General features: G+C 46.6%; 18 protein-coding genes. 17 read left to right on the top strand and 1 reads right to left on the bottom strand.

Translation table 11 applies throughout. The features are described from left to right. Positions 1–9 precede the first annotated feature (9 nt). The 10 genes from spoIIIAF to AB3489_RS08575 all read left to right on the top strand — a co-directional run bounded on the left by spoIIIAF (position 10) and on the right by AB3489_RS08575 (position 8113). Positions 10–627, top strand: coding sequence for a stage III sporulation protein AF (spoIIIAF, locus tag AB3489_RS08620; protein ID WP_368292572.1), 618 nt, complete (start codon positions 10–12; stop codon positions 625–627). Between the two features lie 16 nt (positions 628–643). Then, complete coding sequence (locus tag AB3489_RS08615; protein ID WP_368292571.1) at positions 644–1201, top strand: stage III sporulation protein AG; 558 nt, start codon at positions 644–646, stop codon at positions 1199–1201. A gap of 1 nt (position 1202) precedes the next feature. After that, on the top strand, positions 1203–1745 hold the full coding sequence (locus AB3489_RS08610; RefSeq protein ID WP_368292570.1) for a SpoIIIAH-like family protein: 543 nt from the start codon (positions 1203–1205) through the stop codon (positions 1743–1745). Positions 1746–1889: 144 nt separating this feature from the next. Next, positions 1890–2327 (top strand): Asp23/Gls24 family envelope stress response protein, encoded by a 438-nt coding sequence (locus AB3489_RS08605; protein ID WP_019225829.1) that lies wholly within the window; start codon positions 1890–1892, stop codon positions 2325–2327. A gap of 22 nt (positions 2328–2349) precedes the next feature. Beyond that, the gene (locus tag AB3489_RS08600) at positions 2350–2619 is read left to right on the top strand and encodes a DUF2273 domain-containing protein (protein ID WP_368292569.1); all 270 of its coding nucleotides are present in this window, start codon (positions 2350–2352) and stop codon (positions 2617–2619) included. Positions 2620–2642: 23 nt separating this feature from the next. Beyond that, positions 2643–3065 carry a transcription antitermination factor NusB gene (nusB, locus tag AB3489_RS08595; protein ID WP_015042521.1) on the top strand — a complete coding sequence of 141 codons (423 nt, stop codon included), beginning with the start codon at positions 2643–2645 and terminating at the stop codon, positions 3063–3065. Beyond that, positions 3062–4015 carry an O-sialoglycoprotein endopeptidase gene (locus AB3489_RS08590; protein WP_368292568.1) on the top strand — a complete coding sequence of 318 codons (954 nt, stop codon included), beginning with the start codon at positions 3062–3064 and terminating at the stop codon, positions 4013–4015. The genes nusB and AB3489_RS08590 overlap by 4 nt, the downstream gene beginning before the upstream one ends. Before the next feature lie 283 nt (positions 4016–4298). Further along, positions 4299–5141 (top strand): sulfide/dihydroorotate dehydrogenase-like FAD/NAD-binding protein, encoded by an 843-nt coding sequence (locus AB3489_RS08585; protein ID WP_368292567.1) that lies wholly within the window; start codon positions 4299–4301, stop codon positions 5139–5141. A gap of 2 nt (positions 5142–5143) precedes the next feature. Continuing rightward, on the top strand, positions 5144–6532 hold the full coding sequence (gene gltA, locus AB3489_RS08580; protein ID WP_019225587.1) for an NADPH-dependent glutamate synthase: 1389 nt from the start codon (positions 5144–5146) through the stop codon (positions 6530–6532). Positions 6533–7159: 627 nt separating this feature from the next. Next, on the top strand, positions 7160–8113 hold the full coding sequence (locus AB3489_RS08575) for a magnesium transporter CorA family protein (protein WP_025205486.1): 954 nt from the start codon (positions 7160–7162) through the stop codon (positions 8111–8113). A 278-nt stretch (positions 8114–8391) separates the two neighbouring features. Here the strand turns inward: AB3489_RS08575 and AB3489_RS08570 are convergent, their stop codons facing one another. Next, a complete protein-coding gene (locus AB3489_RS08570; protein ID WP_019225585.1) occupies positions 8392–8910 on the bottom strand; it encodes a ferredoxin domain-containing protein in 519 nt (172 codons plus the stop codon). Positions 8911–9089: 179 nt separating this feature from the next. On the opposite strand from AB3489_RS08570, the gene xseA reads away from it, so the two are divergent. The 7 genes from xseA (at position 9090) to AB3489_RS08535 (ending at position 15407) form a co-directional block, all read left to right on the top strand. Next, entirely contained in the window at positions 9090–10337 is a 1248-nt protein-coding gene (xseA, locus tag AB3489_RS08565) for an exodeoxyribonuclease VII large subunit (protein ID WP_368292565.1), read from the top strand. Beyond that, positions 10334–10570, top strand: a complete 237-nt coding sequence (gene xseB / locus AB3489_RS08560) for an exodeoxyribonuclease VII small subunit (protein ID WP_019225583.1) — start codon at positions 10334–10336, stop codon at positions 10568–10570. The genes xseA and xseB overlap by 4 nt, the downstream gene beginning before the upstream one ends. A gap of 15 nt (positions 10571–10585) precedes the next feature. Continuing rightward, positions 10586–11452: a polyprenyl synthetase family protein gene (locus AB3489_RS08555; RefSeq protein WP_368292564.1), complete on the top strand. Its 867-nt coding sequence runs from the start codon at positions 10586–10588 to the stop codon at positions 11450–11452. Between the two features lie 87 nt (positions 11453–11539). Further along, positions 11540–11998, top strand: a complete 459-nt coding sequence (locus tag AB3489_RS08550; RefSeq protein WP_368292563.1) for a divergent PAP2 family protein — start codon at positions 11540–11542, stop codon at positions 11996–11998. A 76-nt stretch (positions 11999–12074) separates the two neighbouring features. Next, positions 12075–12653, top strand: coding sequence for a hypothetical protein (locus AB3489_RS08545; protein ID WP_368292562.1), 579 nt, complete (start codon positions 12075–12077; stop codon positions 12651–12653). 1 nt (position 12654) lies between these two features. After that, positions 12655–14529: a 1-deoxy-D-xylulose-5-phosphate synthase gene (gene dxs, locus AB3489_RS08540; protein ID WP_368292561.1), complete on the top strand. Its 1875-nt coding sequence runs from the start codon at positions 12655–12657 to the stop codon at positions 14527–14529. Between the two features lie 59 nt (positions 14530–14588). Continuing rightward, positions 14589–15407, top strand: coding sequence for a TlyA family RNA methyltransferase (locus AB3489_RS08535; protein ID WP_368292560.1), 819 nt, complete (start codon positions 14589–14591; stop codon positions 15405–15407). Positions 15408–15410: the final 3 nt, after the last annotated feature.

Genomic DNA, 15410 nt, shown 5'->3' with positions numbered 1-15410 from the left:
TGTGGAAAAATGGAAGGATTAAAGACGCTGATCCGCAACCTGGCTTTCATTCTATTGCTGGCCTCCTTTCTCGAGATGCTTCTGCCGAATAAATCCATGCGGGGATTTGTGCAGATGGTCATGGGGCTGTTTGTGATTGCGGCAATCCTGAATCCGTTGGCAGATCTACTGAACTGGGACTTTGAAAATAGCGTGCCGGCCTGGGCCGGCAGTTCTTCCGGAGACTTGCCTGTTCTGGCACAGGAAAATAGTTCTGACGGAGAAGACAATTCTTCCACGGAAGCAAATGCTCTGGTGATCGAACAATACCGCAGGATTCTGGTTAGCCAGATTCAGGCCCTTGTATCCGGGGTGGAAGGGGTCAAAAGCTCGGATACGAATGTTGAACTGGAGGACGGTGGAGAGGGATTTGCTGACTATCCGCAAATCCAAAAAGTCGAGATCCATTTCAGTCAGCAAAGTGTCAGCATTGAGCCTGTTAAGCCGGTCATTATCGGAGGCGTCAACACAGACCAGGCCGAGGGTCAGGGAGCGGCTGTGTCAGCGAAAGCAATGGAAATAAAAAAACAGGTTGCAGCACTCATGCAGCTGCCGGAAGAAATCGTGTTTGTGCAGGAAGAAAAATAGGAGGAAGGAAGTCAGTATGGGATTTTTCAAGCAGGTGATCACAGAAAAGATTACGTTGGCCGTGATCTTGCTGGTAATCGTCGCAGCCATTCTTATTTTTACCTCACAGGAGGATCAGTCCGCTGCATCAGTCCAACTCCCGGCTGAAACGGTAACAGCCGTTCCAGAAAATGAATCGGGTTTTACTGCATTGGAAAAACAACTTGAAGAAAAACTTGCAGCCAATCTGGAAAAAATTCAGGGCGTTGGCAAAACGAAGGTCCTGGTTACCCTGATCTCCGATGTAAAGAAACAGTATGCCAGGGATGAAAGCGTTACGAAAAAAACTTCCAAGGAAACGGATAAAGACGGCGGAACCAGAGAGACGGAAGAGGTAACTCAGAATAACAAGATCGTGGTCGTCGGCGAAAATGCTTTAATCATTACGGAGGAGCGTCCACAGGTCACGGGAGTATTGGTTATCGCGCAGGGAGCAAGTGATCCCAAAATAAAGGAACAAGTATTTGAAGCGGTCAGGACGCTGTTGAATATTGAACCGGCCAAAATCAGCGTTGTTCCAATGGGGGGCGTCTGAATTGGACCTCAAAATAAAAGCATCCTTGATCTGGATCACCGTGATTCCGGCCATCGCGGTATGCTCCATTGTTTGGCTCAGCCAAGCATGTTTTGGGCAGCAAAAGGAAGAAGGCTTGCCGGTCAATATCCCGGATTCCGTTTGTTTCTCAGCAGAAATTATTGAACTGACGGAAAATCAGGGGGAAAACTACTTTGTTAATTATAGGATCAAACGGGAACAGACCAGACAGGAAACACTTAACATGCTGGAGCCTCTGCTGGCGTCCGATATCACGGAGACACGCAGTCAGGCGCAGCAGCGCTGGCTGGCCTTAAGCGACAAGATCAGCAGGGAAGCCGAAATTGAGAATGTGCTGAAAATGAAAGGTTTTACAGATATTGTTTCGGAAGTCAACACGCAAAAGGCCACGGTTACAGTCCTGACAAACCAATTAAAAGTTCAGGACATGTTTATTATCCAAAACACGGCATCGGAAATTACCGGTTTTTCAGTTGATCAAATCGAAGTAGCAGTCGTCAAAGACACGTCGGAAAAAATCTGAGAATCGGGTCCGGTGGGAAATGTTCCATATTTGCGTTATTCAGGAATGAAATTTACGTTAATCAGGCAGGGGGATTTGCGGCAACGGGGGATTCTGTTATAATAAAAATAATAACAGGTTGAAGATGGAAAATGAGGTGCGATAATGGATAATAACAAAATAGATCATTCAATTGGGTCAGTCAAAATTGCTGATGAGGTCGTCGAAGTGATTGCCGGAATGGCAGCTTCGGAAGTTGAGGGAGTCGCTGAGTTAAGCGGAGGTTTCGCCCAGGATATCGCCAATATTTTAGGCCGGGGCAAAAATACATCCAAAGGTTCCAGGGGCATCAAAGTTGAAATTGACGAAAAAGAAGCTTCCGTGGATTTGTTTATTGCCGTCCAGTACGGGGTGTCAATTCCTGATGTAGCCCAGAAGGTACAGGTCGTTGTGAAAGAAGCGATTGAAGGGATGACCGGATTAACCGTCATGGTCATCAACGTTCATATTCAAGGCATCGCGTTTAAAAACACGGCTGAGATCAAGGACGTCAAAGACAGCAAAGATAAAACGAATAAAGAAAAAGATTTGAAAGAAAAATAGAACAGTGCAGCAGGGTGGAGAGATGAGCAATTTCTGGAGAAATATCGGAGATAAACTCAATATTTTTTTTCTATGGTGTCTTGATAATCATCCTGGTAAATTTTTTGGTTTTTTGATTGGTTTTTTTGTGGCTTTGATGTTTATTTTGCTGGGATTTTGGCAGACGCTGCTTTTAGCTGCCTTATCCTGCGGGGGATATTACTTGGGAAAATGCTGGGATGATGGGGTTTGGCCTACCGGACTGAGCAAAGTAATACATAGAATACCTTTTTGGGGCAAACATAAAACGTAGAATGAAATTCCGGAGGCATATTCATGAGTAAAATAATGGGCCGAAGAAAGGCCCGCGAAACGGCACTGCAAATACTTTATCAAATTGATATAACGGGAGAAACGGACAAGCGGGAACAAGTCCTGCAGCATTGGATCCAGGAATTTGCCGTCTCTGATAAGACGGCAGATTTTATTAGGGAACTGGTTGAAGGAACCCTGCAGAACAAAACGGATATTGATGCCAAGCTTGCTTCGACTTCCCACGAATGGGCCCTGGACAGGATGGGCAATGTGGACCGTAATCTGATGCGGCTTGCTGCCTATGAAATGCTGTACAGCCCCGGCACGCCCCAGCGGGTCACTTTAAATGAAGCGATTGAGATTGCCAAAAGGTTCGGCGGGGATGATTCAGCAAAATTCATTAACGGTATTTTAGACAAGCTGATGGACGAGAGTGAAAAATGATGTTCTTAGGTCTTGATACAAGCGCATACACGACATCCGTTGCCGTGGTGGATCAAGAAAAGCATCTGGTCTGGGAAAAAAGACGCCTACTCGAAGTTCCTCAGGGAGAGAAAGGCTTGGCCCAGTCGGAAGCTCTTTTTAATCATATTAAAAATCTTCCGGAACTACTGGCCCTGGTTCCGCCAACGATATGGCCGGAAATTGCCGGCATTGGCGTCAGTACGGCGCCTCGTCCGGCAGAGCAATCCTATATGCCGGTCTTTCTGGCAGGAAGGTCGGTTGCTTCATCTCTGGCCAGCGCTTTAAATGTAAAGCTTGTAACGACGAGTCATCAGGAAGGACATCTGGCTGCAGGATTGGAATCCGCCGAAGGTTTTGCTTTGACGGATTTTTTGGCTGTCCACCTTTCGGGAGGAACAACGGAAGTATTGAAAGTCCGGAAGGATTCTCCGGGAAAACTAAGTTTGCAGATTCTTGGCGGAAGCAGTGATCTGCATGCCGGTCAATTTGTAGACAGGGTCGGCGTGCGTCTGGGACTATCTTTCCCGGCGGGAAAGGAGCTCGAAAAACTGGCTTTAAAATCAGCGCCTGGATCTTCTTCCCTGCTGCCTTCCTCGGTCAAAGGATATGAGATGAGTTTTTCGGGCGTCGAGTCGGCAGTTCAGCGTCTGATCGAAGAAAAAAAACGTCCGGCCGATCTGGCCCGGGCGGTGGAAGGATGTATTGTCCGGACGATTTATAAGGTATTGACCAAAGCTGTTGACGATACCGGACTCAGAGATATTCTGATTGTCGGCGGAGTAGCCTCAAATCAATATCTAAGGAATCAGCTTGAAAAGAAGCTGGAATCTCAGGCCAGATTATTTTGGGCAAAGCCGGGATGGAGTTCGGATAATTCGATTGGGGTCGCACTTCTGACACGGGAAACCATGCTGTCGGACAATCATTAATTGTTTTTATCTTCTATAAAGAGATTTAAAAAAGAGATTTAGAAAAAATATTTTAGAATAAAACTAAAAATATGATATTATATAATGAGTTTTTTCGTGCCCTAAGGACATTTTACAATTAAAAGACTTGATTTCGAGGCAAAAGTTCATTTATAATAAACAAGGTAAAGTATCAAATACGTGTTACTGTGCCAAACATAGATGTATATACTTGTATAGCTTGGGAAAAGGCGCCATTCATCCGTTTGGTCGGTACAACGAATAATCCTGAGGGGGAGACAACGTGTATAAGGTAGTCAAAAGAAGGCAGTTGGCGGACATTATTACACTGCTGGAAGTAGAAGCTCCGGAAGTCGCCAAAAAAGCCCAACCCGGCGAATTTGTCATTGTTCGACAAAATGAGGAATCTGAAAGGATCCCTTTGACCATCATGGACTTTAATCGGGATAAAGGGACAATCACCATCGTCATCCAGGAAGTAGGCTATTCATCCAATCTGATTACCCGGATGCAGGAGGGGGATTCTTTTGTTACATTTGTAGGTCCGCTCGGACAAGCCACCGAAATCGAGAATTACGGTACGGTTCTGTGCATTGGCGGCGGCGTGGGCGTCGCGCCGGTTCATCCGATTGCGCGCGGCCTGAAAGAAGCAGGCAACAAGGTCATCTCCATTCTCGGAGCAAGAACCAAAGACCTGCTGATCCTCGAAGACGAAATGCGGGCTGTAAGTGATGAAGTCATCATTACAACCGATGACGGGACTTATGGTATGAAAGGTTTTGTCACGCACGGCATTCAGTCCGTTTTGGACCAGGGCATCAAAGTTGATACGATCTGGGCGATTGGTCCGGTCGTTATGATGAAATCCGTAGCGAATTTCACCAGACCTCTTGGCATCAAGACCATCGTCAGTATGAATCCTGTCATGGTCGACGGAACAGGAATGTGCGGTGCCTGCAGACTCGATGTCGGCGGCGAAACCAAATTTGCCTGTGTTGACGGGCCAGAATTTGACGGCCACAAGGTAGATTTTGACCTGGCCATGAAACGTTCGGCCTTCTTTAAAAACGAAGAAGCTGTCGCTTACGGTAAAGTCAAGTGCCAGTGTGCAAAGGAGGGCAAATAATCATGGCATCAAAAGCACCACGACATGATATGCCCTGTCAGGACCCGATTGTCCGGGGGAAAAATTTCAGCGAAGTTGCGCTGGGATACACGGTAGAGACTGCTGCAGAAGAGGCCAAACGCTGCATTCAGTGCAAGAAGCCAAAATGTGTGGAAGGCTGCCCGGTAGGGGTAGATATTCCGCAGTTTATCAATAAAATAGCCGAGGGTGAACACCTCGAAGCCGCGTCCATCTTAAAAGGTAAAAATACCCTGCCGGCAATTTGCGGACGTGTCTGCCCGCAGGAATCCCAGTGTGAAGCCCAGTGTATCCTTGGCGTAAAGGGCGAACCGGTTGCAATCGGCCGTTTGGAGCGCTTTGCAGCGGATTACGAAATGGCCAACGGTACAAGCAAATTAGAAAAAGCAACGCCGTCAGGCAAAAAAGTAGCCGTGATTGGTGCTGGTCCTGCCGGACTGACCTGTGCAGCTGAGCTTGCCCGCAAAGGCCATGCCGTAACCGTTCTGGAAGCCTTGCATGTGGCCGGCGGCGTACTGATGTACGGAATTCCTGAATTCCGTCTGCCGAAAGCCATTGTTCAGAAAGAAATCAACAGCTTAAAAGATATGGGCGTCGAAATCCTGGTTAACCAGGTTGTCGGCAAAGTCACTTCTGTTCAGGAGTTGCTGGCAAACGGCTATGATGCCGTATTTATCGGCACCGGCGCTGGATTGCCATACTTTATGAAGATTCCGGGTGAAAATTACAACGGCGTATATTCCGCCAATGAGTTTCTGACCCGGTCGAACCTGATGAAAGCCTATGATTTCCCGAATCATGCGACCCCTATCAAAGTAGGGGAGCAGGTCGCGGTACTTGGCGGCGGCAACGTGGCCATGGACGCAGCCAGAACAGCACTTCGTCTCGGCGCCAAAGACGTATACATCGTTTATCGCCGTTCCATGACCGAACTGCCGGCGCGTGTTGAGGAAGTGCATCATGCTGAGGAAGAAGGCATTCAATTTAAGATCCTGACCAATCCGATTGCGATCAATGGTGACGAAAACGGTAATGTCAAGAGCATGACCTGTCTGAAATATGAGCTGGGTGAGCCGGATGCATCCGGACGCCGCCGTCCGGTAGCGATTGAAGGTTCCGAGTTTGACCTGCCGGTGCAGACCGTCGTAGTCTCGATCGGCCAGGGACCGAATCCGCTCGTGACCACCACGACAGCAGGTTTGGAACTGAACAAGTGGGGGAACATCGTAGCCGATGAGACGACCATGGCGACCTCGATTCCGGGTGTGTATGCCGGCGGAGACATCGTGACCGGCGCAGCCACTGTCATTCTGGCAATGGGCGCTGGAAAAACGGCTGCAGCTTCGATCGACGCGTATTTAATGACAAACTAGTTGACTGTAACACAACTTAGCCCTAAATAAAAGACATCATATTGAAGTGCACCCCAAATGTTGGACAAAAGAATCTAGCATTTGGAGGTGCACTTTTGGCACCATCCAAAAAAATGTAAAAAATTTTAAAACTATCACCTAAAGTACTTGTATACTCATGTGATTTGTGATATATTGTACATGTCGGACGGTGGTATGACCACCTGACAAGTTACAATAGGATGAACGGAAACTTTATTTAATTCGGTGTCCAAAAAATTATTATAAAAAATGGCCGGTACGTGTTCAGCCGGTCATTTTTCATTAATGTTTGACTTATGCCTGATTAGAGAGTATATTTTTTATAGGCTTCGAAAGACTTTTGAAACATTAGAGTCTTTTTTCAGTGAAACGAAGGCGATGCCAAAAGGCTTGGCATCAGCCAAGTTTTCTAAAAATGAGAGCAGGTGAGAAAACTGGACGGTGATGGTTCCTACGGAGGAATAGAAATCTACAATAGTATAAAGCAGGAAAAAGTCTTAGTTTTCTTACGATTTTTTGAACATTGAAAATAGTTCTGTCATCAAGCAGATAGCGTTGATCATTTGATTCTGAGACTTTCTTCCTGCGGAAAACGGGGGGGAAGCTGTGCTCAGAATCTATAAAAATGATGGAATTAATTACCAGGAATATGACCTGAACAGCCTGACGCGAAATGCCTGGGTCAACCTTGTTAATCCCGCGTCAGATGAACTTGTTCTGATTGCGGAAAAAACCAACTGCCCGCTTGATTTTCTAAAAGCGGCGCTTGATGAAGAAGAACGTCCGCGTATTGAAATCGAAGATGATTCTGCGCTTATTCTTATTAATATACCGGTCATGTTAAGTGAGACGAGTTATGACACGTTGCCTTTGGGTATCGTTATAACGACTGAAAACATTATCACGGTCTGTCTCGAAAATAACCCCGTTGTTCTCGAATTTAATGAGTATAACCGGCGTTCTTTCAATACGGCCAAGCGAACAAGGTTTTTGTTTCAGATCCTCTACAAGTCGGCAACGTATTATTTAAGATATCTGCGCCAAATCAGCAGGTTAAGTGAACAAATTGAAGTGGACCTGCGCAGAACCATGAAAAACAAAGAACTATTCGAACTGATGGATCTCCAGCAGGGTTTAACGTACTTCACTTCCTCGCTTCGTTCCAATGGCATTGTTATGGACCGGCTGCTGCGCATTCGCTCAAATAATCAGTGCCGGCATCTCATTCAGATTCATGAAGAAGATGAGGATTTGCTGGAAGATGTCATCATTGAAAACAATCAGGCTGTTCAGATGGTTGAGATGTACAGCAGGATTTTTACGAATCTGACAGATACGTTTGCATCCATTATTTCGAACAACTTGAATATGGTCATGAAATTCTTAACGTCGATGACGATTATTTTAGCGATTCCGACGATGATCGCAAGTTTCTGGGGAATGAATGTCAATGTCCCTTTCCGCGATTCAAATCCATATGGGTTTGGCTTCGTCGTGGCGATTGCTGCGCTGGTTACGGGAACTGCAGTATATATCCTGATTCGAAGGAAGATACTATAAAATAAGATATTCAGTCTAATGATGGCGCTTCATTTGAGGCGCTTTTCCTATTACTTTATATACTCAAAATCAACGCCATGTAGTCTATCCGCGCCCAAGCGGAGCACGATGCGGAGCGCGGCTTTTTGCGCCAAGGAGGGCGCAATAGCCGAAGAGCGGTTAGGGTACATGGCGTAAACCCAAAATGATAAGAAAATACCGCTAATAGTTTTGTGAGCTATTAGCAGTATGCGAATACAAAAGATTCTTTACAAAAAAGACTAAGTAAGAACAGAACATTACCGATCAAAATAGATGTTTTTGCTGCTCGCATTCAGCGGGATTGCGACAGCGATATCCCCCTCAATTAACCCAATTTTTTTCGCAACGGCGCCTGCGGAATACATGATGCGGTTATCCGCGTTGAGTGTTCCGGCTGTCTTTACGGCTGATCCGAGCGCAATACCCAGGTCAATCAGGCGCCAGGGACAAAGCGGACCGTTAAATTCCGGCCCTTGCGCGACAGCTTCGAGCATCGCGCAGTTTGGATGGCCGCAGGCGCCGCAGTTTAAGCCGGCATGTTTGGCATTCTTCAGAGACAGTAAAACCAGCGCCTGAGAATTACGTATATTGGCAGCATCACGGTTGAAAAATTTCTTCCCGTTTTCCTCGCTGCACTTCGACATTTCATCGGCCAGATAAGTCAGTACAGATGATTCTGTAATGACCTTTACGTTTATGTAATCCTGTCCTTTTGCTTTCGGAGCAGTGACTGCGGACAAAGCCATAAGCTCTGCTACGGTTTTCATAATTTCCATATTTCTGCTTCTCCCTTCAAAATTGTGCGCTGTTCTAGTGTTTTTGATATTTTGTAAGTATAATAGTACTATTATTATAACGAATTACCAGAACTTTGTAAAAATCTGCACGCCATTATATCCATATTTTTAAGATTGACAAGGGTATTTAAAGGGTATTTAAATGAGGTGGAACTGATTTGACTGAAAGAATACTGACAGTATCGGAAATCAACCGGGAAATCAATGACGCGCTGAAAAAACATAACGGTTTATGGAATTGCTGGGTGACAGGCGAGATATCTAATTTTAAAGATCATATTCCATCAGGTCACTGGTATTTTACATTGAAAGATAAAGAAGCCGGTATTAAAACCGTAATGTTTAAAACCAGGAATCTGACGGCCGGTTTTCAGCCTCAAAACGGAATGAAGGTGTCGATCCGGGGAAGTATCCGTCTTTATGAAAAAGACGGCAGCGTCCAGCTGTATGCGGAAGAAATCTACCCGAGCGGACTCGGTGCTTTATACCTGGCATTTGAACAGCTAAAGAGCCGCTTGGCTGCCGAAGGACTGTTCGCCGCAGAGAAGAAGAAACCGATTCCAAGATTTCCTTCGAGGGTGGCCATTGTGACCAGTTCTACCGGAGCAGCGCTGAAGGACATCTTGCACATTGCCCGAAGACGCAATCCATTGGTTTCTTTAATCATTATTCCTTCTGCGGTTCAGGGTGAGGCAGCACCGGGAGAAATCGCCCGAGCTATTCAGCGGGCCAATCATTACGGCGAGATTGACCTGCTGATTGTCGGCAGGGGGGGCGGCTCCCTGGAAGAACTATGGGCTTTCAACACTGAGGAGGTGGCAAGAGCCATTGCCGCTTCCAGCATACCGGTGGTTTCTGCTGTGGGTCATGAAGTCGATTATACGATTGCGGATTTTGTTGCCGATTTAAGAGCACCGACGCCGTCAGCTGCTGCAGAATTGGCCATTCCGGTCCTTAACGAATTGAAAGATGGTATCCGTTATTATGAAGAAAAACTCACACAAAGGATCCAAAGCGTTCTGCGAACCAAAAGGCATAAAGTGGAAGAACTGATGTCCGACTCTGCTTTGGCCCGCCCGGGCTGGCGTGTCGAACAGTCCAGACAGAATCTGGATTATCTCTCTACGCGTCTTGTCGAGGGAATGACTGGATTTCTGACAGAAAAAAATGGTATACTTAGGTTGTTAAGCGCGAAAATTGACTTATTAAGTCCCTTAAATATACTGGGAAGAGGATATTCTTTAGCCTATGATATCGAGGGGAAATTAATCAAAACGGTAAGACAGGCCGCAGCAGGGGACGCTTTATCCGTGCGGCTCAGTGACGGGACATTAATCTGCGAAGTTACAGATATAGAAGAACTTCAAGCGTCAAACGATTCAAACGTCAAGAGAGGGTTACCATGAAAAAGAATAGCGATAAAGAAGCCTTCACCTTCGATAAAGGGATTGAAAGGCTGGAGCAAATCATTAATGATCTGGATCAGAACAATGTGCAGCTCGAGCAGTCCCTGGACTTGTTTGGGGAAGGAGTTAAGCTGATCAAACAATGTAACGGCCTTCTGGATTCGGCCGAAGCAAAGGTCAAAGTGTTGTTGGAAAATAGTAAAGGCGAACTGGTTGTAACCGATCAAGATTAGGAGTACAGACAGAAAATGTTTAAAGAACGCTATCATGACTATTTGGAGATGGTTGAACAATATCTCAATCATTTGCCGCTGGATCGGAATATCCTGGCCAGGAGTATGAACTATTCCCTGGTCGGCGGAGGTAAAAGGATTCGGCCCGTATTGGCTCTGGCCTGCGCGGAGCTTGTCGGCGGCCGTCCGGAAGAGCTTGTGTCAGAAGCAGCCGCGATCGAGCTTATCCACACCTATTCCCTGATTCATGACGATCTTCCGGCCATGGATGATGATGATTATCGCCGAGGTAAACTGTCTAACCATAAAGTGTTCGGAGAAGCGGGAGCCATTTTGGCGGGTGATGCCTTGCTTACGCTTGCTTTTGAGCTGCTGGCCGGACCTTCGGCAATAGAGGCTCAGAAGAAATTAAGGGTCATCAGAGAGACCGCTCAAGCCGCGGGCTGGCAGGGCATGGTCGGCGGGCAGAGCCTGGATACGCTTGGAAACCTAGAAAACAGTACGCTGGCTGATATCGAGCAGGTCCATCATTTAAAGACCGGCGCTCTTCTGAAGGCTTCAGCTCGTCTTGGCGCAATTCTAGGCGGAGGATCGGAACCGGAGATTGAAATCCTGACAAGCTATGCTTTATACTTGGGATTAGCTTTTCAAATCAAAGACGATATTCTTGATGTTGTAGGAGAAAGTGCGGTTATCGGTAAATCCGCCGGTAAGGACCAGAGATCCGGCAAACCAACCTATCCGTCGCTGCTGGGGCTTGAGGGGGCCAGGGAACAACTGGAAAAAACGATCTTTCTGGCGAAAGAATCCCTATCTTGTTTTGGCCCGAAAGCAGCGTTTTTATTATCGCTGGCTGACTACACCGCTGAAAGAACAAACTAGATAAAAATAACGAATGACGGGAACAATGACAGAAACATCATCATGATAGAAAAAATTAATCAGGATGAGAGAGGATGATTCATCTCCATGAACCCAGTCTCTTCGATATTGAACAACAATATCATGTGGGTTTCGCTTTTTGCCTGGATACTTGCCCAATTTTTAAAGATCCTGATCAATTTTGTGATTGAGAAGGAATGGGATTTTGATCTTCTGACAAGTTCCGGTGGATTTCCAAGTTCTCATACAGCGATTGTCTGTGCCTTGGCCATCAGCATTGGTAAAAACGATGGCTGGGAATCTTCTCTGTTTGCGATTGCTGTTACGCTGGCTGTTATTGTCATGTATGATGCTGCCGGTGTCCGGCGCGCAGCCGGAAATCATGCCAGAATTATCAACTATCTTGTGGAATGGATGCGGCAGCACCCGACAGATTTTTTGGGTTATAATATTCAAGAGGAAAAGTTTAAGGAACTAATCGGTCATACGCCTTTTGAAGTGTTTGGTGGCGCAATTCTAGGCTGCGCAGTCGGTTTGATCTTTTAGTGACGCCAGAATGCAGCGCATTCTCATGTCGTTATTTTGAGCACGGGGTATAGGATTAGAAAGGCAGGATAGACTTTTGGTTCGCAAGAAACAAAGTGTTCGCTATATTATTACCGTATTTATTGCCACGTTTTTTATTGCTTCACTTCTCGGAAGTGGAACAGAGGCTTTTTTAAGGTTTTTTTCGGTAAGCCTGACCTGGATATTGCTCATGGTTGTGATTACGGTTGGAATCCTGTTTGATATCATCGGTATTGCGGTGACAGCTGCTGATGAAGCGCCTCACCATGCCAGGGCAGCCAAAAAAATTTTTGGCGCCAAGCAGTCTGTCTATTTAATCAAACACGCCGATAAAGTCGCCAATTTTGCCAATGATATTGTCGGTGATATCACGGGAACATTAAGCGGGGCGATGGGCGCGACCATTATCTTAAGCTTAATCGCTAAATTTTCTGCTTTAAGTACCTGGAAGGTACTTTTAAATGTGTTGATTTTGGCCTTGATTGCTTCGCTTACTGTGACGGGAAAGGCCTGGGGCAAAACCATTGCGATTAACGAAGCAAATCGGATTGTTGATATGACCGGCAGAGTGATTGCCAGTGTGGAAAAGGTAACTGGACTGAGCATGAAAAAAAATAAACGAGGAGGAAAATAATTTGCGGCTTCTGGACAAAATTGATTCTCCGACCGACCTGAAAAGCTTAAGCGAAAGTGACCTGACAGTTCTGGCCGAAGAACTCCGTCAGGAGATGATAGATATTATTTCTGTGAATGGCGGTCATCTGGCATCAAACCTCGGCGTTGTGGAACTGACCCTGGCGCTGCATAGGGTATTTGACACCCCAACCGACAAGATTATCTGGGATGTTGGTCATCAGGCCTATGTTCATAAGATTCTAACCGGAAGGAAGGACGCTTTTAAGACGATCCGGCAATTTCACGGTTTGGCAGGTTTTCCGAAGAGAGAGGAAAGCGAATACGACTGTTTTGATACCGGACATGCCAGCACTTCCATCTCAGCTGCGCTGGGCTTCGCCAAAGCCAGGGACATTAAGAAGGAAAATTATCATGTTGTTGCTGTGATTGGTGATGGGGCAATGAGCGGCGGGATGGCCTATGAAGCGATGAATCATGCCGGTAACAGCGACAGTAATTTAATTATTGTTTTAAATGACAACGAAATGTTTATCTCCCAGAATGTCGGCGCAATGTCCTCGTATCTGAACAAGATCAGGACAGATCCATCTTACGACAGAAGGAAGAAAGATGTCCAAAAGTTCATAAGAAATATCCCGTGTATTGGTTCCTCCATGGCCAAAGCAGCCGGAAGGGCTAAAGACGGCATTAAATATTTCTTGGTACCCGGTCTGTTGTTCGAGGAGCTGGGTCTGACCTATCTCGGGCCAATTAATGGACATGATATTGCGGCACTGGAAAAGGTTCTCCATCAGGCCAAACAAAAAAAAGGTCCGGTTCTGGTTCACATTAAGACCTGCAAGGGCAATGGGTATGAGCCGGCCAAGCAAAGCCCGGATATCTTCCATGGGGTAGGGCCATTTTCCAAAGAAACGGGTGAAATGGTTAAAAAGAATGCGCCGCCGACTTATACGGATGTCTTTGGACGGACCATTTGTGAATTGGCGGAAGAGGATAACAGGATCGTTGCAGTTACGGCAGCCATGGGATCGGGGACAGGTCTGAACCATTTCGGCCAAAATTACCCCGAAAGATTTTTTGATGTCGGAATTGCCGAACCGCACGCAGTAACTTTTGCTGCGGCACTCGCGCTGGAGGGACTGAAACCGGTTGTTTCCATGTATTCCACGTTCTATCAGAGAGCGTATGACCAGGTCCTGCATGATGTCTGCCTGCAAAACGCCAAGGTCGTGTTTGCGGTCGACAGGGCCGGCGTCGTCGGCGAGGACGGGAAGACGCATCATGGTATATTCGATATCTCTTTTTTCAGAACGATCCCGAACCTCACCCTGATGGCGCCGAAAGATGAAAATGAACTTAAACATATGATTCATACAGCGCTCACCTTGGACAACCCCGTAGCTGTCCGGTACCCGAGGTCGGCCGGTGTCGGTGTGAAGATTGATAAGAAATTCAAAACATTGCCGAAAGGCAAAGCGGAACTGCTGCGGGAGGGCCAGGATATTACCCTGATCGGCTTTGGGCCGGTTGTCAATTTTTGTATGGAGGCTGCTAAGCAGCTGGAGTCTGAAGGTATTCAGGCCGGTGTGATTAATTTGCGTTTTATCAATCCGATCGATCGGGAAATGGTGACTGCTGAGGTCCAAAAAACAGGGAGGCTGGTTACGGTTGAGGACCATATCCTCGCCGGAGGGATGGGCAGCGCGGTACTGGAAGTTCTCGAAGAAGAAGGAATTCAAGGCACAGCAGTCGAACGGATAGGTTATGATGATTATGTTGAACACGGGGCAATTCCGCTTCTCCATCAAGACTGCGGCCTTACGATTGAGCATATTGTCAGTGTTTCCAGAGAACTGATGAAGAATAGATGTTAATGATTTATTAACGATTTATTAATGATTTTAAATAGATATAGAGCAAGGATGGGCATATCGTGGCCAAAAATAAATCCAGACTCGATCTTCTTCTAGTCCAAAAAGGATTGGTTGAAAGCAGAGAAAAAGCTAAAGCTTTAATTATGGCCGGAAAAGTCTATAAGGACAATCTTCGTCTTGACAAACCAGGCATCATGCTGGAAGAAGATACGGGCCTGATTGTCAAGGGAGAGATCCATCCTTACGTTTCGCGCGGAGGTCTGAAACTGGCCAAGGCGATGGACGTATTTCAGCTGGATCTGAAGGATAAGGTCATTGCCGATATTGGGGCGTCTACCGGCGGATTTACAGATTGTGCACTGCAGAATGGGGCTTACAGGGTCTATGCGGTCGATGTCGGCTACGGTCAGCTGGCATGGAGGCTGCGCAGTGACGAAAGAGTGGTCTGCCTGGAAAGAACCAATGCACGTTACCTGACTGCGGACAGTCTCCCGGAAAAAGTAGACTGGATCGTATGTGATGTTTCATTTATTTCCCTGACCAAGATTTTTCCCTCGATGACAGCAATTCTGAAAGAAAGCGGACAGGCGCTGGTCCTCATCAAACCGCAATTTGAGGCCGGTCCAGAGAATGTCGGCAAAAACGGTGTTGTCAGAGACCCGCAAGTCCACCGGGGGGTTCTGCAAAACGTCCTGTCTGAAGCTCAAAAACAAGGATTTCAGGTCAAGGGACTAGATTTTTCGCCAATTCGCGGTCCCGAAGGAAATATAGAATTTTTAGCCTGGCTCCGCAAGGGAAATGAGCAAGAGGCAGCGGTATTCGACTGGAATCCTTGTCTGAATGAGCTTGTTCTGAAGGCTCAGGCAGGAACGGAGTGAACG

Origin of the sequence: Dehalobacter sp. TBBPA1, assembly GCF_040931655.1 — a bacterium.
Lineage (GTDB): Bacteria > Bacillota > Desulfitobacteriia > Desulfitobacteriales > Syntrophobotulaceae > Dehalobacter > Dehalobacter restrictus.
This window is presented reverse-complemented; position numbering and strand designations above follow the sequence as displayed.

Coding starts and splice junctions, on each gene's coding strand:
- nusB (WP_015042521.1), top strand. CDS start 2,643: ATGAGTAAAATAATGGGCCGAAGAAAGGCCCGCGAAACGGCACTGCAA.
- spoIIIAF (WP_368292572.1), top strand. CDS start 10: ATGGAAGGATTAAAGACGCTGATCCGCAACCTGGCTTTCATTCTATTG.
- AB3489_RS08555 (WP_368292564.1), top strand. CDS start 10,586: ATGTTTAAAGAACGCTATCATGACTATTTGGAGATGGTTGAACAATAT.
- AB3489_RS08605 (WP_019225829.1), top strand. CDS start 1,890: ATGGATAATAACAAAATAGATCATTCAATTGGGTCAGTCAAAATTGCT.
- AB3489_RS08590 (WP_368292568.1), top strand. CDS start 3,062: ATGATGTTCTTAGGTCTTGATACAAGCGCATACACGACATCCGTTGCC.
- AB3489_RS08600 (WP_368292569.1), top strand. CDS start 2,350: ATGAGCAATTTCTGGAGAAATATCGGAGATAAACTCAATATTTTTTTT.
- gltA (WP_019225587.1), top strand. CDS start 5,144: ATGGCATCAAAAGCACCACGACATGATATGCCCTGTCAGGACCCGATT.
- xseB (WP_019225583.1), top strand. CDS start 10,334: ATGAAAAAGAATAGCGATAAAGAAGCCTTCACCTTCGATAAAGGGATT.
- AB3489_RS08615 (WP_368292571.1), top strand. CDS start 644: ATGGGATTTTTCAAGCAGGTGATCACAGAAAAGATTACGTTGGCCGTG.
- AB3489_RS08570 (WP_019225585.1), bottom strand. CDS start 8,910: ATGGAAATTATGAAAACCGTAGCAGAGCTTATGGCTTTGTCCGCAGTC.
- AB3489_RS08550 (WP_368292563.1), top strand. CDS start 11,540: ATGAACCCAGTCTCTTCGATATTGAACAACAATATCATGTGGGTTTCG.